General features: G+C 72.3%; 19 protein-coding genes. 12 read left to right on the forward strand and 7 right to left on the reverse strand.

From position 1 onward, the window contains the following. Positions 1 to 2 precede the first annotated feature (2 nt). Positions 3 to 1,691: a DNA polymerase/3'-5' exonuclease PolX gene (gene polX, locus ACIBEJ_RS13655; protein ID WP_397182994.1), complete on the forward strand. Its 1,689-nt coding sequence runs from the start codon at positions 3 to 5 to the stop codon at positions 1,689 to 1,691. Here polX and ACIBEJ_RS13660 read toward each other — a convergent pair. After that, on the reverse strand, positions 1,676 to 2,905 hold the full coding sequence (locus ACIBEJ_RS13660; RefSeq protein ID WP_397182995.1) for an alpha/beta hydrolase family protein: 1,230 nt from the start codon (positions 2,903 to 2,905) through the stop codon (positions 1,676 to 1,678). The genes polX and ACIBEJ_RS13660 overlap by 16 nt on opposite strands. Before the next feature lie 966 nt (positions 2,906 to 3,871). Here ACIBEJ_RS13660 and ACIBEJ_RS13665 point away from each other — a divergent pair. The 5 genes from ACIBEJ_RS13665 to ACIBEJ_RS13685 all read left to right on the forward strand — a co-directional run bounded on the left by ACIBEJ_RS13665 (position 3,872) and on the right by ACIBEJ_RS13685 (position 8,293). Next, on the forward strand, positions 3,872 to 5,086 hold the full coding sequence (locus ACIBEJ_RS13665) for a sensor histidine kinase (protein ID WP_397182996.1): 1,215 nt from the start codon (positions 3,872 to 3,874) through the stop codon (positions 5,084 to 5,086). Further along, positions 5,083 to 5,769 (forward strand): response regulator, encoded by a 687-nt coding sequence (locus ACIBEJ_RS13670; protein WP_397182997.1) that lies wholly within the window; start codon positions 5,083 to 5,085, stop codon positions 5,767 to 5,769. Before ACIBEJ_RS13665 ends, ACIBEJ_RS13670 begins: the two co-directional genes overlap by 4 nt. 65 nt (positions 5,770 to 5,834) lie before the next feature. After that, positions 5,835 to 6,536: a TetR/AcrR family transcriptional regulator C-terminal domain-containing protein gene (locus ACIBEJ_RS13675; RefSeq protein WP_397182998.1), complete on the forward strand. Its 702-nt coding sequence runs from the start codon at positions 5,835 to 5,837 to the stop codon at positions 6,534 to 6,536. 74 nt (positions 6,537 to 6,610) lie between these two features. Further along, positions 6,611 to 7,582, forward strand: a complete 972-nt coding sequence (locus ACIBEJ_RS13680; RefSeq protein ID WP_397182999.1) for an NAD(P)-dependent alcohol dehydrogenase — start codon at positions 6,611 to 6,613, stop codon at positions 7,580 to 7,582. A 15-nt stretch (positions 7,583 to 7,597) separates the two neighbouring features. Then, on the forward strand, positions 7,598 to 8,293 hold the full coding sequence (locus ACIBEJ_RS13685) for an NAD(P)-dependent oxidoreductase (RefSeq protein WP_397183000.1): 696 nt from the start codon (positions 7,598 to 7,600) through the stop codon (positions 8,291 to 8,293). Positions 8,294 to 8,393: 100 nt separating this feature from the next. On the opposite strand, the gene ACIBEJ_RS13690 is transcribed toward ACIBEJ_RS13685, so the two are convergent. From ACIBEJ_RS13690 to ACIBEJ_RS13700, 3 genes are all read right to left on the reverse strand, one after another. Next, positions 8,394 to 9,122 (reverse strand): SDR family oxidoreductase, encoded by a 729-nt coding sequence (locus ACIBEJ_RS13690; RefSeq protein WP_397183001.1) that lies wholly within the window; start codon positions 9,120 to 9,122, stop codon positions 8,394 to 8,396. Between the two features lie 105 nt (positions 9,123 to 9,227). Further along, positions 9,228 to 10,253, reverse strand: coding sequence for a zinc-dependent alcohol dehydrogenase family protein (locus ACIBEJ_RS13695; RefSeq protein WP_397183002.1), 1,026 nt, complete (start codon positions 10,251 to 10,253; stop codon positions 9,228 to 9,230). A gap of 1 nt (position 10,254) precedes the next feature. Continuing rightward, complete coding sequence (locus ACIBEJ_RS13700) at positions 10,255 to 11,085, reverse strand: helix-turn-helix transcriptional regulator (RefSeq protein WP_397183003.1); 831 nt, start codon at positions 11,083 to 11,085, stop codon at positions 10,255 to 10,257. Between the two features lie 103 nt (positions 11,086 to 11,188). On the opposite strand from ACIBEJ_RS13700, the gene ACIBEJ_RS13705 reads away from it, so the two are divergent. The 3 genes from ACIBEJ_RS13705 to ACIBEJ_RS13715 all read left to right on the forward strand — a co-directional run bounded on the left by ACIBEJ_RS13705 (position 11,189) and on the right by ACIBEJ_RS13715 (position 14,424). Beyond that, the gene (locus ACIBEJ_RS13705; RefSeq protein ID WP_397183004.1) at positions 11,189 to 11,896 is read left to right on the forward strand and encodes an SDR family oxidoreductase; all 708 of its coding nucleotides are present in this window, start codon (positions 11,189 to 11,191) and stop codon (positions 11,894 to 11,896) included. Positions 11,897 to 11,930: 34 nt separating this feature from the next. Further along, on the forward strand, positions 11,931 to 13,319 hold the full coding sequence (locus ACIBEJ_RS13710; protein WP_397183005.1) for a glutamate--cysteine ligase: 1,389 nt from the start codon (positions 11,931 to 11,933) through the stop codon (positions 13,317 to 13,319). 64 nt (positions 13,320 to 13,383) lie between these two features. Next, positions 13,384 to 14,424 (forward strand): hypothetical protein, encoded by a 1,041-nt coding sequence (locus ACIBEJ_RS13715; RefSeq protein ID WP_397183007.1) that lies wholly within the window; start codon positions 13,384 to 13,386, stop codon positions 14,422 to 14,424. Here the strand turns inward: ACIBEJ_RS13715 and ACIBEJ_RS13720 are convergent. Continuing rightward, on the reverse strand, positions 14,414 to 15,130 hold the full coding sequence (locus ACIBEJ_RS13720; RefSeq protein WP_397183008.1) for a PaaX family transcriptional regulator C-terminal domain-containing protein: 717 nt from the start codon (positions 15,128 to 15,130) through the stop codon (positions 14,414 to 14,416). The genes ACIBEJ_RS13715 and ACIBEJ_RS13720 overlap by 11 nt on opposite strands. A 30-nt stretch (positions 15,131 to 15,160) precedes the next feature. Between ACIBEJ_RS13720 and ACIBEJ_RS13725 the strand changes: the two genes are divergently transcribed. From ACIBEJ_RS13725 to ligD, 3 genes are read left to right on the forward strand one after another with little or no spacing between them, the layout of a single operon-like run. After that, positions 15,161 to 16,801 carry an acyl-CoA dehydrogenase family protein gene (locus ACIBEJ_RS13725; RefSeq protein WP_397183009.1) on the forward strand — a complete coding sequence of 547 codons (1,641 nt, stop codon included), beginning with the start codon at positions 15,161 to 15,163 and terminating at the stop codon, positions 16,799 to 16,801. Between the two features lie 34 nt (positions 16,802 to 16,835). After that, positions 16,836 to 17,579 (forward strand): crotonase/enoyl-CoA hydratase family protein, encoded by a 744-nt coding sequence (locus tag ACIBEJ_RS13730; RefSeq protein ID WP_397183010.1) that lies wholly within the window; start codon positions 16,836 to 16,838, stop codon positions 17,577 to 17,579. A 48-nt stretch (positions 17,580 to 17,627) separates the two neighbouring features. After that, positions 17,628 to 18,833: a non-homologous end-joining DNA ligase gene (gene ligD, locus ACIBEJ_RS13735; protein ID WP_397183011.1), complete on the forward strand. Its 1,206-nt coding sequence runs from the start codon at positions 17,628 to 17,630 to the stop codon at positions 18,831 to 18,833. Here ligD and ACIBEJ_RS13740 read toward each other — a convergent pair. Together ACIBEJ_RS13740 and ACIBEJ_RS13745 are read right to left on the reverse strand one after the other, a co-directional pair. Further along, on the reverse strand, positions 18,820 to 19,674 hold the full coding sequence (locus ACIBEJ_RS13740) for a Gfo/Idh/MocA family protein (protein WP_397183012.1): 855 nt from the start codon (positions 19,672 to 19,674) through the stop codon (positions 18,820 to 18,822). The two genes, ligD and ACIBEJ_RS13740, sit on opposite strands and share 14 nt — an antisense overlap. A gap of 46 nt (positions 19,675 to 19,720) precedes the next feature. After that, complete coding sequence (locus ACIBEJ_RS13745; protein ID WP_397183013.1) at positions 19,721 to 20,413, reverse strand: TetR/AcrR family transcriptional regulator; 693 nt, start codon at positions 20,411 to 20,413, stop codon at positions 19,721 to 19,723. Positions 20,414 to 20,471 lie beyond the last annotated feature (58 nt).

A 20,471-nucleotide genomic window follows, 5' to 3' on the forward strand; every position in this document is an offset into this window, starting at 1 on the left:
ACATGGCACGGGCAAATGAGCAGGCGGCGGCCGCCCTTCAGGAGTACGCAGAGCTGTTCGCGCTGACCGGCGGCGACGCCTTCCGGGTGCGCAGCTACCAGAAGGCGGTCAAGGCGATCGCCGGCTTCCCCGAGGACATCTCGCAGGTCGACGTCCGCGAGGTGCCGGGCGTGGGCGAGGCGATCGCGCTGAAGATCGAGGAGTTCCTGCAGCGCGGCAGCTTCCGGCAGCTCGACGCCCTGCGCGAGAAGGTGCCCGACGGCGTGCGGCGGCTGACGGGCGTGCCCACCTTGGGGCCGAAGACCGCCATCATGCTGTTCGAGGACTTCGGCATCGACTCGCCGGCCGCGCTGGCCGAGGCGATCGCCGCCGGCCGCCTCGACGGGGTCAAGGGGCTCGGGCCCAAGACGCTGGCCAATCTGGCCAAGGGCATCGAGCAGATGGAGCAGGCGGGCAGGCGGGTGCACGTCGGCACCGCGATGTCGCTGGCCGAGCAGGTGATCGCGTCGCTGTCCGACCTGGCCACGCGCATCGGCTACGCCGGATCGCTGCGCCGGATGAAGGACACGATCGGCGACATCGACATCCTCGCCGTGGCGCCGGTCGAGATCATGGAGCGGTTCCGGGCACAGCCGTACGTGGCGGAGGTCATCGCGGCGGGCGACAAGAAGACCTCGATCCGCACCACCGCGGGCGTCCAGGTGGACCTGCGCGTGGTGCCCGAGGAGTCGTGGGGCGCCGCGATGCAGTACTTCACCGGCTCCAAGGAGCACAACGTCACGATCCGCGAGATCGCGGTGAAGAAGGGCTGGAAGCTGTCGGAGTACGGGCTGTTCGAGGGCGAGCGGGTGCTGGCCGCGGCCACGGAGGAGGACATCTACGCCGCGCTCGGCATGCAGTTCGTGCCGCCGCCCATGCGCGAGGACGGCGGCGAGGTCAAGCTGGCCCTCAAGGGCGAGCTCCCGGTCCTGGTCGAGCTGTCCGACCTGAAGGGCGACCTGCACACCCACACCGACCTGACCGACGGCATCGCCACGCTGGAGGAGATGGTCGCCGCCGCCCACGCCCTCGGCTACTCCTACTACGCCGTCACCGACCACGCCCCCGACCTGGTCATGCAGCGGATGACGCTGGAGAAGGCGCTGGAGCAGCGCGAGCGGATCAGGAAGCTGCAGGAGTCCTATCCGGACATGCGGCTGCTCCACGGCAGCGAGCTCAACATCGCACCCGACGGCTCGGTCGACTGGCCCGAGGACGTTCTGGCCGGGTTCGACGTCTGCGTGGCCTCGGTCCACTCCCACTTCACGCAGTCGCGCGAGGAGATGACCCGGCGGTTCATCGCCGCCTGCGAGAACCCGTACGTGGACGTCATCGGCCACCCGACCACCCGCAAGATCGGCAAGCGGCAGCCGGTCGAGGCCGACTGGGACGCCGTGTTCGCCGCCGCCGCCCGCACCGGCACGGTCATGGAGATCGACGCCTACCCCGACCGCAGCGACCTGCCCTCCGACCTGGTACGCCTGGCCAGGCACCACGGGGTGAAGTTCTCCATCGACAGCGACTCGCATGCCGTACCCCATCTGAAGCACCAGCGCTTCGGCATCGGCATCGCCCAGCGCGCCTGGCTGACGACCGACGACGTGGTCAACACCTGGCCGCTGGAGCGCCTGCTCGCCTACATCCGGCCGTGAACGATCTCCGGGTGTGACGGCCGGTCGAGCATGGGCCGCGGCTTGTTCCGCAGGTGCAGGTCAAGGAAGGCGCCGACGTAGAGGCGGGTGAGCTCCCAGGCGCGCGGTCCCGGCACCTGGGAGCCGGCGCCGAGCCCGAGCTGCTGGGCCAGCGGCCCGAGGTCGTTGAACGTCTCGTGCGCCGCGCCGGTCATCAGCAGCCACCGCTTCCAGCCGGTCAGGCGCTTCCACGCGGCCTCCCAGGTGGCGGCGGCCGGGTCGCCGGATCCCGGGGTGTAGGTCGACGGCTTGCCGAGGAACATGAACGGCCGTCCGAGATCACTGTCCAGCACGCCGTCGGGAACGGTGCCGTCGATGTCGATCCCGGCACGGATCCGGACGTCCTTGACCATCGCGGCCAGGCTGCTCGCGCCACCCAGGGAGTGCCCGGCCATGGCGATCCTGCCCCGATCGACCAGCCCGGCCCCCTTCCACGCGGCCCGCTCACCGGTCAGCCGGTCGATCACGAACGCCACGTCGGCCGCCCGCCCCTTGGCCGCCTTGGTGGAGGTCGCGGGGGTCTGCGGGCCTTCGCAGGGCACGCAGGTGGTGACCCGGCCGCCGGGGAAGGCCGTGGCGACGCTCTCGTAGGTGTGGTCGATGCCGGCCACCACGTAGCCGCGGCTGGCGAGGTCCTCGGCGAGGGCGGTCAGCGTGGCGCGGGGCTTCTTGAACCCGGGGGAGAGCACCACGAGCGGCAGACTGCGCCGCTTGCCGTGGGGGCGGGCGTCGGTGAAGGCGTGGGTGCGGGTGGTGGCGAGGATGCCGGGCGGCACGCCGGTGACCTCGCCGTCCTTGAGGAGCAGCTCCGACTCCTTCGCCGTCATGTACGGCGCCCGCCGCCGCCCAGGCGCCTTGGCCGGGTACCAGACGGTGACCATGAGCTCCCGCATCTTGACGGAGGGGACCCAGGGGTCGGGGCGGGAGGTGTCCTTGAGGTGGAGCTGGACCGCGCCGACGGGCCGGGATCCGGTCGGCTTCGGCAGGTACGGCGCCTTGGCGGGCCGCGACGTCCCGGCAGCTCCGAGCCCCCGAGGCGCGGCCGCTCCGAGTACCCGCGGCGGCTGGTTGGCTACGACCGGTTTGCCCGCGACAAGCGCGCTTGTGGCCGCCTCGGCTGGGGCGGGAATGAGGCTGGTGATGGCCAGCAAACCGCCCAATACAACGCGATACATGAAATATCCCCGTTTCGTGGTGTGAGGTGGGGACGACGTTAGGGCCGGAAGATCGTGGTGCGCGTCGGCCGCGACGGCGATCTCGGCTACCTCCCGGGGACGACCGGGCCGGAAGGTCATCCTCGCGATGTACTTCCGAAGGACCACCGCCCCGGTCATCCGGGACGATGCGCCATTGGTGGACAAACGCGACAATGCGCAGATGATTGCAGCTGATCGGTGGTTCGGGTGACGGCGGATGGCGGGCGCGCGTGGTGGCAGCACATGCGCGGCATGCTCCACCCGGAGTCACCGCCCGGCAGATGGTCCCGCGGCACCGCCGCCTGGTCCCGCAGCACGGCCGCCTGGTCCCGCGGCACCGTCGTCGCCGACGTGGTGCTGGCGGTCGTCCTGACCGTGGTCGCGTTGCTCGTGACGGCGAACCTACGCGAGAGCGACGATCACGCCGTGCCCCACCCGGTCTCCGACCTGCTCCGCCTCCGCCACGACCCCCCACCCCAGACCGTGCCCCCCGCACCCCAGCTACCGCCCCCAACGCTCCCACCCCAGACACCCACCCTTCCAACCCCGCCCCCACTACCCGCAACCCCACCGACCGCTGGCCCGCCAACCGGTGCCCCGCCGACAGCGAGCCCAGGAACCACAGCCCCGCCCACCCCAGCCTCGACGCCCGCGGCCCTGCCGACGGCGAGGCCGCAGGCCGTGAACCCGCCCACCCCTGCCTCGGCGTCCGCGCGCCCGCAGGCCGTGAACCCGCCGCGCCCTGCCTCGGCGTCGGCGAGGCCGCAGGCCGTGACCCTGCCGACTGCTGCCTCGGCGTCCGCGAGCCTGCCTACTCCTGTCTCGGTGCCTGCGGTCTCGGCGTCCGGGAGTCTGCCGACCGAGGCGCTGGTGTCCGGGGTGGCGCCGGCCTGGGTGTTGCCGTCTGGGGGACCGGCTCCGGTGGTGCCTTCGGGGGAGGTGGTGGTGCCGGTTCCCGAGGCTGGGCCGTCGCTGTTGCTGGTGGTGGCTGGCACGTTGCCGCTGGCGTTGCGTCGCCGGTTTCCGTTGGCCGTGTTCTGGGCGGTGGCGCTCGCGACGCTGGCCATGGATGGAGGCGAGACCTGGATTACCGTTCTGAGCTGTGGCATCGCTGCCTACAGTGCGATCAAGTACAGCCGTCACCGGGTAGCGGCGGGGGTCGGGCTGTTGGCGGCGGCGGTGCTCGCCGGTGTGGCCGGGGCGGACATCGTGCCTAGCCTGCCGAGCTGGCTGGGGCCGTACGTGGTGCTGTTGAGCGCGGGGGCGCTCGCGGTGTTCGTGCGGTTCTGGCAGCGCAACGCCGAGCGCCTCGACGAGCTGCGGCGCGACAGGGACACGGCCGCCCGCGCGGCGGTCCAGGCCGAACGCTCCCGGATCGCCGCCGAACTGCACGACGTGGTGACCCACAATGTGAGCGTGATGGTGATCCAGGCCGGGGCCGCGCGCAAGGTGATGGACGTGCATCCCGAGCAGTCCAAACAGGCCCTGGTCGCGATCGAGGCCAGCGGCCGGGCCGCCATGGCCGAGCTGCGCAACGTGATGGGCCTGCTCACCCCAGACGAGCCCACCGCCGACCCCCACGCCCATCCCAGCCGGCCTCACCATCCCGGCCGCCCTGGTCAGTCTCGCCATCCCGGCAATTCCGATCATCTCGGCCACCCAGGCCATGCCGGCCACCCAGGCCATGCCGGCCACCCAGGCCATGCCGGTCAGCCCGGTCAGCCCGGTCAGCCCGGAGGACAGTTCGCCGGCCCGTCCGGTGGGCTTGAACCGCAGCCGGGTGTCGACCGGCTCGACGGGCTCATCGAGCGGGTACGCGCAGCCGGGCTCCCGGTCGAGGCCAGGATCGAGGCCGGCCTCCCACCCCTGCCTCCGGGCGTTGACCTGGCGGTCTACCGGGTCGTACAGGAGGCTCTGACCAACACCATGAAGCACGCGAAGGGCGGGACGGCCACCGTCACGGTCGGTCGCGTGGACGACGTCCTGGAGGTCGAGATCACCGACACCGGCGGCACCCCGACGACAGGATCGGGCCACGGTCAGGGGCGTGGGCTGATCGGGTTGCGGGAGCGGCTCGCCCTCTACGGCGGCACCCTGACGACCGAACGCACGGTGGACGGGTATCGGCTCACCGCCCGCATCCCCCGGACCGCGACGTGACCCCGTTGCGCGCGGTCATCGCCGACGACCAGGCGCTGGTGCGCACCGGGTTCAGGATGATTCTGACGGCCGACGGCATCGAGGTGGTGGGTGAGGCGGCGGACGGGGCGGAGGCCGTCGCCGAGGTCCGGCATACCCGGCCCGACGTCGTGCTCATGGACATCCGGATGCCCGGCACCGACGGCATCGAGGCCACCCGGCAGATCGTGAACGGCGCCGCCGACGGCACCCGCGTCCTCATCCTGACCACCTACGACCTCGACCACTACGTGTACGCCGCGCTCACCGCCGGGGCCAGCGGCTTCCTGCTCAAGGACGTCACCCCGGAGCACCTGGTGGCCTCCGTCCGCCTGGTCCGCTCGGGCGACGCGCTGCTCGCGCCCACGATCACCCGCCGTCTGGTGGAGCGCTTCGCCCGCCGCGACGAGGCCCGTGCGGCGCTGCACCGCGACCTGTCCGTCCTGACGCCGCGCGAGCTGGAGGTCCTGCGGCTGCTCGCCACCGGCCTCAGCAACGCCGAGCTGGCTGAACGGCTGACGCTCAGCGCGACCACCGTGAAGACGCACGTCGCGCGCATCCTGTCCAAGCTCGGCCTGCGTGACCGCGTGCAGGCGGTCGTGCTCGCGTACGAGACCGGGCTGGTCTCCCCGGGCCGCCCACCCGGGGACGACGCGCGGTCATGAGAGCGCCTCCTGTCCGGGAGACCCTCGCGGGAGCGGGCCTTACGCTGTACGGATAAAGTGCTTGAGTGCCTCTCTGGATCGACGAAGAAACCGACGAGCAGCCCCGTGTCCCCCTGAGCCGCAGGAGAGTGCTGCGTGCGGCCGTCGAGGTGGCCGATCGCGACGGCATCGACGCGCTCACGATGCGCCGCGTGGCCCAGGAACTCGGGGTGGAGCCGATGTCGCTCTACCACCATGTCGCCAACAAGGAGGCGATCCTCGACGGGCTCATCGAGATGGTGATCGGCGAGATCCTGGCCGCGGTCGAGGACGGGCAGGGGCCGGATCCGGCCGAAGATTGGCAGGGGGCGCTGCGGTGGCGGATTCTCGCCGCCCGTGAGGTGCTGCTGCGGCACAAGTGGACGCCGAGCGTGATCCAGACGCGCACGTCGGTCAGCGAGGCGGCGATCGCCTACTACGAGGGCGTGCTGGCGATCCTGCGGGCGGGCGGGTTCTCCTACGACCTGGCCCACCACGCGCTGCACGCGCTGGGCAGCCGGGCGATGGGGTTCGCGCAGGAGCTGTTCGAGCCGGAAGAGCCGTCCGAGGAGATGGACGCGGCGCTCATGGAACAGATGGCCATGAAATATCCCCACCTGGCCGGGATGATGGCGGCGATCGCCCACGACGACCCCGACACCACGCTGAGCTGGTGCGATGACGCCACGGAGTTCGCGTTCGCGCTCGATCTGATCCTCGAAGGACTGGAGCGCCGCCGGCTCAGCTGAGAACAGTCTCAGGTAGGGACTTGACATCCTTACGTCGTACGGCAACCTTATGACGTATGGCAACCTTACGACGTATGAAGGCTTGGGCATGGGAGCGGTACGGCTCGCCGGACGTCCTGGCCCTGCGCGAGGTCGACGAGCCCGAGCCCGGGCGCCACGAGGTTCTGGTCCGGGTGCGGGCCGCCTCCGTCAATCCCTACGACTGGCGCCACCTGCGCTCGGACCCGCACCTCGTGCGGCTGTCCGCCGGGCTGCGGCGCCCCAAGCCGGGGTCGATCCTCGGCGCCGACCTGGCCGGGGTCGTCGAGCGGGTGGGGGCCGACGTGCGCGGCCTCGCCGTGGGCGACGAGGTCTTCGGCGGTGTACGGCTGGGCGCCTTCGCCGAGGCGGTAGCCGTACCGCAGGAGACGCTCGTCCCGAAGCCCGAGGGCGTGAGCTTCGAGGAGGCGGCGGCGGTCCCCATGGCGGGGCAGACGGCGCTGAAGGCCCTCGACGGGCTGGCGGCGGGGCAGCGGGTGCTGGTCAACGGGGCCTCGGGGGGCATCGGCACGTTCACCGTCCAGATCGCCAAGTCGCTGGGGGCGCACGTCACCGGCGTGTGCGGCGCGCGCAACGCCGACCTGGTCCGCTCGCTCGGCGCCGACGAGGTCGTGGACTACAACCGCGAGGACTTCACCCGGACGGCCGAGCGCTACGACCTGCTGGTCGACCTGGTCGGCAACCGTTCGCTCAAGGACTTCAGGCGCGCGCTCATGCCGAAGGGCACGCTCGCGCTCGTCGGCGGGCTGTCCTCGGGCGGCGGACGGCTGCTCGGGCCCATGGTGCAGGTGGTCAAGGGCATGGCCGTGACCAAGTTCGTCGGGCAGCGCATCACCGGCGTGTCGTGGCAGCCGGGCAAGCAGGCACTGGACCACCTGGCCGATCTGCTCGCGGCCAAGGAGATCGTGCCGGTCATCGACCGCGTGTATCCGCTGGCGGAGGTTCCGGAGGCGATCCGGTACGTCGAGAGCCTGCGTGCCCGCGGCAAGGTCGTCATCACCGTCTGACAGGGGGAAACGTTCATGAAGGTCTGCATCGTCGGCGCCTCGGGCAAGCTGGGGCGGTACATGGTGCGGCACGCGCTCGACCGCGGCTACGAGGTCGTCGGCGTCTGCCGGAAGAAGAGCGTCCACAAGCTCGACGCCGTCAAGCACCGCATCACCATCGTCCCGGGCGACACCAACGACCGGCGGGTCATCGAACGCGCCGTCGCCGGGTGCGACGGGGTGCTCGCGGTGCTGGTGCCGTGGGGGGTGCGCAACTACTCCAGCGGCACCGCCCAGGCCATCCTGGACCACGCGCGGCCGGGGGCCCGCCTGGTGTTCTCCTGCGGGTGGCACATCACCCGCGACGGCAAGGACGTCTACACCTGGAGGCTGCGGGCGTTCGCCGCGGTGTTCGGGGTGGTCGCCCGGCTCATCCGGTTCGCGGACCTGAACGACCAGGTGGAGGCGTGCCGCCGCATCTTCGCCAGCGACACCCGCTGGACCGTGGTACGCGGCAGCGACCTGGAGGAGGGCGAGAGCCAGGGGCTGCCGGTGTGGAGCCGGCACGTGGGCGACCCCATCCTGGCCGGCAACCTCACCCGGCGCGTGGACTTCGCCCTGTTCATGGTGGACGCGCTCACGAACAACGAACTCGTGCACGAGGCGCCCGCGATCGTCGGCCGCGAGACGGCCGCCGCCCGCGCCCACGCCCGCCCGGAAGCAGCAGCCTAGAAAGCGCAGCCTGTAGAGGGCGGTCTGTAGAGGGCGACCTTTAGGGGGCGACCTCGATAGCGGCGACCAGAAAGCGGCCGTCTGGAAAGCGTGTGGTGGGTTAGGCGTTCTGTCCGGCCAGCCACGTGTCGAACGTGGTCGGCATGATCCGGGCGCCCGCGCCGGGCAGCAGCACCTCGCCAGCCATGTCCGTGCCGAAGATGCCCGACCACGTCGGCACCAGCACGATCTCCTGCCCACGCGCCGCGTACGTGCGCCGCGCCATGTCGACCAGGTCCTGCGTTTCGGGACCCGCGATGTCGGGATAGCGGCCCTGGGGCTCGCCGGTGGCGACCTCGGCCAGGACGGCGGCCACGTCCGCGGGCGCGATCGGCTGCATGAGCAGCGGGGCGACCGTGGCGACGCCGTCCTGCTCGGTCCAGCTCGCCGACATCGCCGCGAAGTCGTGGAACTGCGTGGCCGGCACGATGGTCCACGGCACGGGGCCCGCCGACACGAGGCGTTCCTGCTCGCGCTTGCCGGAGTAGTGGGCGTTGCCGTCGATCAGGTCGGCGCCCGCGATCGAGAGCAGCACGTGGTGGCGTACGCCGGCCCGCTGCTCGGCGGCCAGCAGGTTGCCGGTGGTGGTGCTGAAGAAGGCGACGTCGTCGCCGTTGGTGGCGTCGACGACCGCCTCGACGCCGGCCAGCGCCTCGTCGAGGCCCTTGCCGGTGAACAGGTCAACGCCCAGCGAACGGCTGATGCCCACGACCTCGTGGCCGTCACGTTCGAGGACGTCGATGGTGAGGCCGCCGATGTTGCCGGTCGCACCAGCCACTGCGATCCGCATGATGATCTCCCCGTCTAACACTCCATGGGGGCGAGCCCGTCTCGCCTGCCAGGCAAGATCACGCTATCGCAGGTGCCGGACGGAGCATCGGCCCGCCCCCGGCGTCTAGGGGACGATCATGGTGACGCCGGGCACCGTGCCGATGGCGGCCAGCGCCTTGCCCTCGTCGGCCAGGCCGATGGTGCGGGTGACGAGCTGGTCGGGGTGCAGGATGCCGGCCCTGATCAGCTCCAGCATCCTCGGGTAGGCGTGGGCGGCCATGCCGTGGCTGCCGAGCAGCCGCAGCTCGTGGGCGATCACGCGGCCCATCGGGATCGGCGTCGCCGCGCCGGGCAGGAGCCCGATCTGCACGTGCCGTCCGCGCCGGCGCAGCGACTCGACCGAGGCGGCGCAGGTGGCGGGGCTGCCCAGGGCGTCGATGGAGACGTGGGCGCCGCCCCTGGTCAGCTCCCTGACCTGGGCCGCGGCGTCGCCGGCCGAGGCGTTGACGAAGTGGGTGGCGCCGGCCCGCTCGGCCAGGTGGAGCGCGTCGGTGCTGATGTCCACGGCCACGACCCGGCCGCCCGCGGCGGTGGCGATCATGATGGCGGACAGGCCCACGCCGCCGCAGCCGTGCACGGCCACCCACTCGCCGGGCCGTACGTCGCCGACCTGGGTGACCGCGCGGAAGGAGGTGGCGAAGCGGCAGCCGAGACCGGCGGCGGTGGTGAAGTCCATCTCCTCGGGGACCGCGATGAGGTTGACGTCGGCGTGGTCGACGGCCACGTACTCGGCGAAGGATCCCCAGTGGGTGAAGCCGGGCTGGGTCTGCCGCTCGCACACCTGGTGGTCTCCGGTGGCGCAGGCCGTACAGGATCCGCAGGCGCAGATGAACGGGACGGTCACCCGGGCGCCCTCGGACCAGCCGCGCACGAGCGAGCCGGTGGCGACGACCACGCCCGCCAGCTCGTGGCCCGGCACGTGCGGGAACGCGGTGATGTCGGGGTCGTGGCCCTGCCAGCCGTGCCAGTCGCTGCGGCACAGACCCGTCGCCTCGACCCTGATCACCGCCCCGTGAGGCGCGGGTGCGGGGTCGGGGAGCTCGCGCAGGTCCAGCTCGCCGCCGAAGATGTCAAAGGCTACCGCTCGCATCTCATGAGCTTAGGGTCACCTGCCGCAACCTGCGCAAGGCCTGGTGAGAGGGGGAGCCGGGTTCGGTGGTGTAGAGGACGATGCGCAGGTCGTCGCGGTCGGGCACGGGCAGCACCTGGCAGATGGTGTCGATGGTCCCGACGACGCTGTGGTGCAGGCGCTTGCGCTGTTCCCTGCGGACCTCCACCTCGTGCTCGGCCCACAGCGCGGCGAACTCCGGGCTGCAGGCGAGCATCTCCGCCACCAGCGCCTGGATGTCCGGGTCGCCCGGGTAGCGGCCGGCGGCCCAGCGCAGGTCGGCGACCGAGGCGCGGGCGAAGCGGCCCATCTCCTCGTCGCCGAGGTGCTCGGCCAGGTCGGCGGCGCCGAACACCCACCGGATGACGTTGAGGTCGTCGCGCGGCCGGGAGTCGAGGTCGCCCATGAGGGCGCTGGCCAGCGGGTTCCAGGCCAGGATGTCGCAGGTGGCGTCGATGACGTAGGCGGGCACCTCCTCCAGGAACGCGATGAGGTGCAGCGTGCTGTCGGGGACGTCGCGCCGCCTCCTGGCCGGTTCGAGCGGCTGCCCGGCCAGGTGGAACAGGTGCGTGCGCTCGTCGGCGGTCAGCATGAGCGCCCTGGCCAGCGCGCCGAGCACCTGCCGCGAGGGGTGCGGGCCGCGGCCCTGCTCCAGCCGGATGTAGTAGTCGATCGACATGCCGGCGAGCTGGGCGACCTCCTGGCGGCGCAGGCCGGGGGTGCGGCGGCGCTCGCCCTCGGGCAGGCCCGCCTCGCGCGGCGTGATCCGGGCCCGCCTGCTGCGCAGGAAGGCGGCCAGTTCTTCGCGGTTCATGGCTTTCATCCTCCGCCATCCGCCGCGCTTCAGGGTGGTACCGCCGATCCCAGTCTCGGGAGGTCTCTCCCGCCCGCCCCGGGCCGCGGCGAACCTCGACGGCATGACGACAGCTCTCATCACAGGCGCGAACAAGGGAATCGGCTTCGAGATCGCACGGCTGCTCGGCGAGCGCGGCGTCACCGCCGTGGTCGGGGCGCGCGACGAGGAGCGGGGGCGGGCCGCCGCCGAGCGGATCGGCCAGCCGTACGTGCGGCTCGACGTGACCGACCCGGCGAGCGCGCAGGCCGCCGCGAAGTGGCTCGAAGAGGAGTACGGCACGCTGGACATCCTCGTCAACAACGCCGGAATCGCCGGGGCACAGGAGGACCCGAGCCCGAGCGCGACGCAGGCGGCGGCGATCCGGCAGGTCTACGAGACGAACGTGTTCGGCGTGGTCACGGTCACCAACGCCATGCTGCCGCTGCTGCGCCGCGCGCCCTCGGCCAGGATCGTGAACGTCTCGAGCGAGCTCGGCTCGCTGGCCAGGGCGAGCGACCCGGACGACCCGCTCTACCCGCACAACTACCTGGCCTACAACTCCTCCAAGGCCGCGCTCAACATGGTCACGCTCGCCTACGCCAAGGAGCTCGCCGGCACCCCGATCAAGGTCAACGCGGCCAACCCCGGCTACTGCGCCACCGACCTCAACGGTCACACCGGTCTCCGCACCGCCGAGCAGGGCGCCGCCATCGCGCTGCGCCTGGCGACGCTGCCCGGCGACGGCCCGAGCGGCGGCCACTTCGAGGACGCCGGTCCCGTGCCCTGGTAGGTGTGGACGCCCGCCCACCGGACAGAAGGGAGGCATGGGACGAGACTTGGACAAGGAGCGGTTCTCGGAAACGGAGTTCGCCCGTTTCGGGGAGCGGCTGGAGGAGCAGCTCGGCACGCTGCGGACGATGCTGGACCGCCCCGGCTTCGGCCAGGGCCCGACGACGCTCGGCGCCGAGCTTGAGCTGTTCCTCATCGACGAGAAGGGCCGGCCGCTGCCGCGCAACCAGGAGGTGCGCGCGGCGCTGGACGACCCGCGCGTGGTGCTGGAGCTGGGCCGGTTCAACCTGGAGATCAACCTGACTCCGGTGCCGCTGGCGGGCCGGCCGTTCGAGTCGATGGGCGCGGAGATCCAGGAGACGCTGCTGAAGACCGACGGCGCGGTCGAGGGCGGCGGCGCGCTGCCGATCGGCATCCTGCCCTCGCTCGGCACCGGCGACTTCACCCGGCAGGCGATCAGCGACGAGAACCGCTACCGGGCGTTGAGCAGGGGCATCAGGCGGCTGCGCGTGGAGCCGTTCCTGGTCGTGATCGACGATCTGGAACTGCAGGTGGAGGACGTGATCCTGGAGGCGGCCAACACCTCGTGGCAGGTGCACCTGCGCACGCCGCCCGAGCGGTTCGCCCGGTTGTTCAACGCCGCGCAGCTCGCCACCGGGCCGGTGCTGGCCGCCTGCGGGAACTCGCCGCTGTTCCTGGGCCGGACGTTGTGGGAGGAGACGCGCATCGCGCTGATGGAGGAGGCGGCCGACGACCGTGACGTGGAGCGGCGCTTCAGGAAGGACGGGCGCGTCACGTTCGGCTCGGATTGGGTGCGCGAGGGGGCTTATGAATTGTTCGAGCGGTACGTCCGCGACTACGACCCCGTAATACCGGATATGTCGTCGGATGGGGAGCTGGCCGAGCTGCGCCTTCACCAGGGCACCGTCTGGCAGTGGAACCGGCCCGTCTACGACCCGGACGACGGCGGCCACCTGCGGATCGAGATGCGTGCCCTGCCCGCGGGCCCGAGCTGCGCCGACATGATCGCCAACACCGCCTTTCTGGTCGGGCTCACGCTCGCCTGCGCGGAACACGACCTGACCGGCTACCGCTTCGCCGAGGCTTACCAGAACTTCTACCGGGCCGCGCAGAAGGGCCTGGACGCGCGGCTGTCGTGGCCGGGCCGCGAGGGCGGGCTGCCCGCCGCCGACCTGGTGCTCTCCCTGCTGCCCGAGGCCAGGGCCGCCCTGCTGGCGGCGGGGGTCGCGGCGGACGACGTCGACCGCGCGCTCGGGGTGATCGAGCAGCGCGTACGGCTGCGCCGTACCGGAGCCGTGTGGCAGCGCGAGGCGCTGGAGCGTTACGAAGGAGACGTCGAGCAACTCGTGCGGCGCTACCGCGAGCTGGCGCTGTCCGGGCTGCCGGTGCACTTGTGGCGCTGAACGCAACTTCTGGCCCTCCTCATTCGTCAGAACAAGGCAAAGGAGACCGACGAACGAGGGGTACATGGCTACCACCGGAATGGTCCCCGCCGACGCGGCGCCCTTCGCGCTGCGGCAGGCGCCCGGCGCGCTGGCCGAGGGCGCGGCCAAGCTGGCCGGCGACATCGGCAGCACCGGCGTCGAGGCGCTGCTCGCGCAGGCCAACAGGAAGGCCGTGCGCAAGGGCGCCCCGGCGGCGCTGGGCACGATGAGCCCGAAGCCACACGAGTGGTACGCCTTCGACGCCAAGGACCAGGAGACCGTCGACTGGTACCCGCAAGGGCTGACCGGCGGCGACGACTCCGGCTCCGCGGGCGTGCCGGTGTTCGCGGTGAGCTGGTACTTCAAGCCGAAGCCGCCGGTGCCCGAGCGGGGCGTCCGGGTGACGTTCCTCAGCCCGGTGACGCTGAAGTACCAGCACGTGCTGCTGGTCGAGGCGAAGCCGGACGGCTCCTACGGGCCGATCGACATCCACGCCGGCGGCATCGCCTGGTACGGCGACCTGCTCTACGTGGCCGACACCAAGCGCGGCCTGCGCGTCTTCGACTTAACCAACCTGCTGGATCTGCGCACCGCGCAGAACCACCTGGGCGACGACCGGCGCGTGGGCCGGCACGACGGCGTCTTCCACGCCTTCGGCTACCGCTACGTCGTCCCGCAGACCGACTTCTGGCGGCTGGCCACGCCGAGCGGCGCGGTCTTCTCGTTCGTCGCGGTCGACCGCAGCGCCGGCCCCGACCTGCTGATCACCGGCGAGTACGACGTCGACGGCCCCACCGGCAGGGCGGTCCGCTACGGGCTGGACGGCAACCGGATCGGACCGGCCCGCGACTGCTTCCAGCTCGGCGCCGCCAAGATCCAGGGCGCGGTCTCCCAGGGCGGCACGTGGTACCTCAGCCAGGGCTTCGACGCCGACAGGAACGGCAGGCTGCTGGTCACCAACGGCTCCAAGCTGAGCGCGAGGCCCTTCCCCGTCGGCCCCGAGGACCTGACCGTGCAGGACGGCAGGCTGTGGAGCGTCACGGAGTTCAAGAACCGGCGCGTGGTGTTCGGCGTCAGTCTCTGAGGTGCCTCATCAGCACCTCGCGATAGGACCGGTCGAAGGCGTCGTAGCGCTCGCGCAGCTCGGCGCCCGGCCAGCCGCCGGGCAGCAGCTCCCGCGGCAGCAGCGGGTCCTTCAGCAGGTGGCGCAGGACCGCCGCGGAGACGATGAAGCCCTCGGCCAGCCCGTCGGCCCGCTCCAGCTCCCGTTCCAGCGCGCGCGCCCGCGCCGCCCAGCCGCCGAGATCCCACAGGAGGGGAGTGGGATCCCGGCGGGGGCGGCCGTCGACCAGCGTGCACTGGGCGGTGACGCTCTCCGGCCACTGCCTGATGAGGTTGGCCGGGCGCATCCAGGTGCCCTCGCGCAGCTCGGCCAGCCGTAGCGCGCCCATCGTGTGGCGGAAGGCGGCCCGGTCGGCGGGCGCGCGCCGCTCGGCGGTCACCAGGGCGATCTCCCAGGTGCCGTCCCACGGCCTGGTGTGCGGGTCGCGGCTCTCGTCCTGCCTGGCCTGGCGCTCGATCAGACGTTCCGACAGCGTGTAGCGGCCGTCCTCCTGGACCAGGTCGCCGGCGGCGACCATCCGGGACAGGGCCACCCGGACGGTCCCCTCGGCGATGCCGAACAGCTCGCCGATGCGCACGAGGTGACGGGCGGCCAGCCGGGGCGGGTGGCTGCCGAGCAGCGCGCTGAGCACGGCCGACCGGGCACTGAGACTGTTACGCTCTTCCATCGCGTGTCGAGTATATGTAACACTCCGAGCATGGGCCGCTATCTCATCGAACCGTTCGACCACAGCGATCGTTACGCGACCGAGCGCTACCAGAGCGCCGCCGGGCGCGACTGGTGGGCCATCGACCCCACGCTGCGCCTGCTCATGCGCCACCACCTCGGCGCGGGCTACGCGTGGGCGGAGCCGTACCTGCGCAGGCTGGGCGTCGTCACGGGCGGCGTCGTGGCCGGGTGCGCGGAGGAGACCGACCGCAACCCGCCGCGGCTGGAGAAGTACGACAAGTGGGGGCGCGACGTCAGCCAGGTCGTCATGCCGCCCTCCTTCCACACCGCGCGCGCGGCGATGATGGAGGACAACTTCCTCGCGCCCGCCTTCGTGAAGCAGGCGCAGGAGCACGGCGCCAACCCGGCCGCGCTCGGCGCCGCCTGGACCTACCTGCTCAACCAGGCCGACATCGGCATGGGCTGCGCGCTCGGCACCGGCGGCGACATGGTGGTGCAGCTCGCCGAGAAGCACGCGCCCGCCGACGTGCGCGAGCGGGTGCGCGAGATCTTCGCCAACGGCTTCTACTCCGGCGAGGCCGCGCAGATGTTCACCGAGCGCACCGGCGGCTCCGACCTCGCCGCGCTGGAGAGCACCGCCGTGCCCGACGGCGAGGCGTGGCTGCTGGACGGCTTCAAGTGGTTCGCCTCCAACGCCAACGGCTCCGCCTTCGTCGTCCTGGCCAGGCTGCCCAGCGAGGAGGTCAAGCCCTTCCTCGTGCTGTGGGAGCGGCGCGACGGCTCGCGCAACGGCGTGCGCATCCGCCGCCTCAAGGACAAGCTCGGCACCCGCTCGGTCGCCTCGGCCGAGGTCGAGTTCACCCGCGCCGAGGCGTTCCTGCTGTCCGGCACCGGTTCGGGCTCCGGCCTCGGCACGATGATGAAGCTCACCAACGCCTCCCGGCTCGGCGTGGCCATGATGGGCGTCGGCGTGGCCCGCCGGGCGCTGGTCGAGTCCGTCTGCTACGCCCGCGCCCGCGAGGCGTTCGGCAGGCCGCTCATCGCCCAGCCGCTCATGCGCCGCAAGCTCGCCGAGCTGATCGTCGAGGTCGAGGCCGCGCAGGCGATGGTCTTCGACGGCCTGATCAACCGGCTGCGGCTCGGCCCCGCCGTCATCAAGCTGCGCACCGCCCGGCTCGGCGTGACCGCCGCCAGCGACGCCATCGAGATCCACGGCGGCAACGGCTACATCGAGCAGTGGCCCGTCGCCCGCCTGCTGCGCGACGCCCAGGTCAACCCCATCTGGGAGGGCGGCGACAACATCCTCTGCCTCGACGTACGGCGCGCCATGCTGAAGGAGCAGGCTCACCTGCCCTTCCTCGAACGCCTGCGCGGCGCCGCCACCTCGCCCCTCACCCAGGAGCGCGTCGAGGACCTCGCCAAGGCCGTCGAGGCGTGGCACGGCGCGCCCGACGAGGCCAGGCTCTACCCGCTGGCCCAGTTCATGGCCGACGTCTACGCCGCCGCGCTGCTGGAGGAGCAGGCCACGTGGGGCATCGACGACGAGCGCAAGGCGCTGGTGGCCCGCCTCTACGCCGAGGCCCACCTGGCCGAGCGCGGCCCCCTGCGCGGCCTGGACGGCCCCGCCGCCGACCACCTCGACGCCCTGCTGGCGGGGGCGATCGCGTGATCCGGGCGGGCGCGGGTGGCTCACGGCGGTTGCCATGAGCGTCCGGGTGGAGCGCGCGGGCCCGGTGACCACGGTCGTGCTGTCGCGGCCGCGGGCCCGCAACGCCGTCGACAGGGAGACCGCCGACGCGCTGGTGGCGGCGTTCACCGCGTTCGAGGAGTCCGACGCGGCCGTGGCGGTGCTGTGGGGCGAGGGCGGGACCTTCTGCGCGGGCGCCGACCTCAAGCGGCTCGACAACCACGTCGGGGAGGAGGGCGCGGGCCCGATGGGGCCGACCAGGATGCGCCTGTCCAAGCCGGTGATCGCCGCCGTCGCCGGCCACGCCGTCGCGGGTGGCCTGGAGCTGGCCCTCTGGTGCGACCTGCGCGTCGCCGAGCGCGACGCGGTCTTCGGGGTGTTCTGCCGCCGCTGGGGCGTGCCGCTCATCGACGGCGGCACGGTACGGCTGCCGCGCCTGATCGGCCTGTCCCGGGCCATGGACCTGATCCTCACCGGCCGCCCGGTGGACGCGGCGGAGGCCCTGGCCATCGGCCTGGCCAACCGGGTCGTGCCGACCGGCGACGCCCGGCGGGCGGCTGAAGAACTGGCCGCCACGCTGGCCGCCTTCCCGCAGACCTGCCTGCGCGGCGACCGGCTGTCGGCCCTGGAGCAGGACGGCCTGTCCGAGCGCGAGGCGATGGTCAACGAGCTGCGCCACGGCATGATCTCCCTGGAGGACGGGCTGGCGGGGGCGGCCAGGTTCGCCGCGGGGGAGGGGCGGCACGGCCGCTTCTCCTAGCGGGGGCCGCTCCCCGGCATTGTCGGGGCCGGCACGTATGTTGAGACCATGGACGTGGCTGGGCGCGAGGTGCGCATCACCAACCCCGACAAGGTCGTCTTCCCTGAGGCCGGCTACACCAAGCTCGACCTGATCACCTACTACCAGGCCGTGGCGGAGGGCGCGCTGCGCGGCGTCGCCGGGCGGCCAATGATTCTCAAGCGGTTCGTGCACGGCATCCAGGAGGAGGCGTTCTTCCAGAAGCGCGCGCCCGCCAAGCGGCCCGACTGGATCGAGGTGGCCGAGCTCAAGTACCGCTCGGGGCTGAGCGCGGCCGAGGTCGTGGTCAGCGACCTGGCCCAGCTCGTGTGGGTGCTCAACCTGGGCTGCGTCGACCTCAACCCGCATCCGGTGCGCTCCGGCGACCTGGCCCACCCCGACGAGCTGCGCATCGACCTCGACCCCATCCCGGGCGTGCCCTTCCGCGACGTGCTGTCCACCGCGCAGGTGGCGCGGGAGGTGCTGGAGGAGCACGGGCTGACCGCCTGGCCCAAGACCTCCGGCTCCCGGGGCTTCCACGTCTACGCCAGGATCGAGCCGCGCTGGCCGTACGCGCAGGTGCGCAAGGCGGCCGAGGCGGTCGCCCGCGAGGTCGAGCGGCGCGCGCCCGACCTGGCCACCGCGCGCTGGTGGAAGGAGGAGCGGGAGGGCGTCTTCGTCGACTTCAACCAGAACGCCTACGACCGCACCGTCGCCTCCGCCTACTCGGTGCGCGCGGTGCGCGATGCCCGCGTGTCCACGCCGCTGACCTGGGACGAGGTGCCCGGCTGCCGGCCGGAGGCGTACACGATCGAGACCGTGCCGAAGCGCTACGCCGAGATCGGCGACCCGTGGGAGGACATCGACCTGCACGCGGGCGTCCTCGACGGGCTGCTGGAGCTGGCCGAGTCGCTCGGGCCCGCGCCCAAGGCGCCCAAGGGGGAGGGGCGGCGGCAGCAGACGATGCCGCTCATCGAGATCGCGCGGGCCCAGCACAAGGACGAGGCCATGGCCGGGCTTGAGCGCTGGAAGGAGCGCCATCCCGAGGCCGCCGCCCTGCTGGAGCCCGCGGACGTGCTGGTCGACGGCATGCGGGGGCGCAGCAGCGTGTGGTACCGGATCCGGCTCAACCTCCAGCACGTGCCGGAGGGGCAGCGGCCGCCGCAGGAGGCGCTGGAGGTCGACTACGACCCGTTCGAGGGCGTCGAGTGGCCGGGCGGTCCTAGCCGGGCGTGATCTCCAGGCTGGCGTAGAACGGGTCGCCGGGGCCGATCTGGCCTCTGCGCACCGTCTCGCCGGTCTGCGCGGCGCGGTACATGGCGGTGATCAGCTCCAGGGAGTGGCGGCCGTCCTCGCCGCTGGCCCTGGGGCGCCGTCCGGCGCGCAGGTCGGCGAGCAGGCCGCGTAGCTGGCCCAGGTGGGAGCTGGGCTCGTTGCCGGGGGGCGGCCAGGGGATCGACTCGACGCCCGGGGCGGGGGTGCAGGTCCAGTTCTCGTTGGCGTAGCCGTACAGGTGGGTGAGCTCGAAGGTGGCGGCGGCGAGGTCGAGGCGCAGGTGGCTGACCTGGCGCGGGGCCAGGGCGGTGCTGACGACGGTGGCCAGCGCGCCCGACTCGAAGCGCACGAGCGCGGTGCTCACGTCGTCGGTCTCGATGTCGCGGGCCAGCCGGCCGGCCATGGCGCGCACCTCTCGCCAGTCGCCGAGCAGTTCCAGCAGCAGGTCGATCTGGTGGATGCCGAGCCCCATCGCCGGGCCGCCGCCCTCGGTCGCCCACCGGCCGCGCCACGGCACGGCGTAGTAGGCGGGGTCGCGGTACCAGGTGGTCTGGCAGTGCGCCACGTAGGGCGCGCCGAGCGCGCCGGACTCGATGAGCCGCCTGAGGTGCTGCGCGCCGGAGCCGAAGCGCTGCTGGAAGACGATCGAGGCGTACGGCCCGCCGTCCCGCTCGGCGGCGGCGATGGCGTCGTACTCCTCCAGCGACAGGCACGGCGGCTTCTCACACCACACCCAGGCGCCCGCCCGCAGCGCGGCGACGGCCTGCTCGCGGTGGAGCGAGGGCGGGCTGGCGATGTCCACGAGGCCGGGCCGGACCTCCTGCGTTGGAAAGCGCTTACCGAGGAGCCTACGGCGAGGCTTCCATGCCCGGCAAGAGCCGCTCGCGCACCAGGGCCTCGACGCCGTCGAGCAGGCGCGCCAGCCCGAACTCGAAGCTCTCCTCCGCCCGGGGCGCCAGCGCGCCGGCCTTCGCCGCCCTGACCAGCGCCGGGTAGACCTTCTCCGCCCCGTCCGGCGCGTCGTCGCGGGCCGGGGCGGCGTCGAGGGCCGAGCGGGCCATGCCGCGCACGTAGGCGTCGAGGGACTCCACGACGTCCACCTTCTCCGGCTCGGTCAGGCCGGTGGGCTCCAGCACGGCCAGCGTCGAGTCGTACCAGGCGACCAGGTTCGGGCCCGGCGTCACCTGGGCGACGGTCAGGTGCAGGACCCAGGGGTGGGCGCGGTAGCCGTACCAGTCGGCGCGGGCGCCCGCCTCCAGCCGCTCGCGCCAGCCGCCCGGCAGCGTGTGCGGCAGCGGGCCCGTGCCGATGATCCAGTCGAGCATGAGCGCTTCGAGCGCGGGCTTGCCCGGCACGTACGTGTAGAGCGAGGCGGCGCCGACCCCCAGCGCCTTGGCCAGCCGGTTCATGGTGAGCGCGGCCAGGCCGTCGGCGTCGGCGACCTCGACGGCCACGGTGATCACGCGCTCCAGGTCGAGGCCCTGCTTGGGGCCACGGGTGGGACGTCGCACGCGTCCCCAGAGCAGATCCTCGATCGTCATCTTGCGGCCATCCTACAACTCCGTATAGCGTTCGGAGTCACGAAACTCCGAATGGCGA

Source organism: Nonomuraea sp. NPDC050790, from assembly GCF_044456745.1.
Taxonomy (GTDB): Bacteria; Actinomycetota; Actinomycetes; order Streptosporangiales; family Streptosporangiaceae; genus Nonomuraea.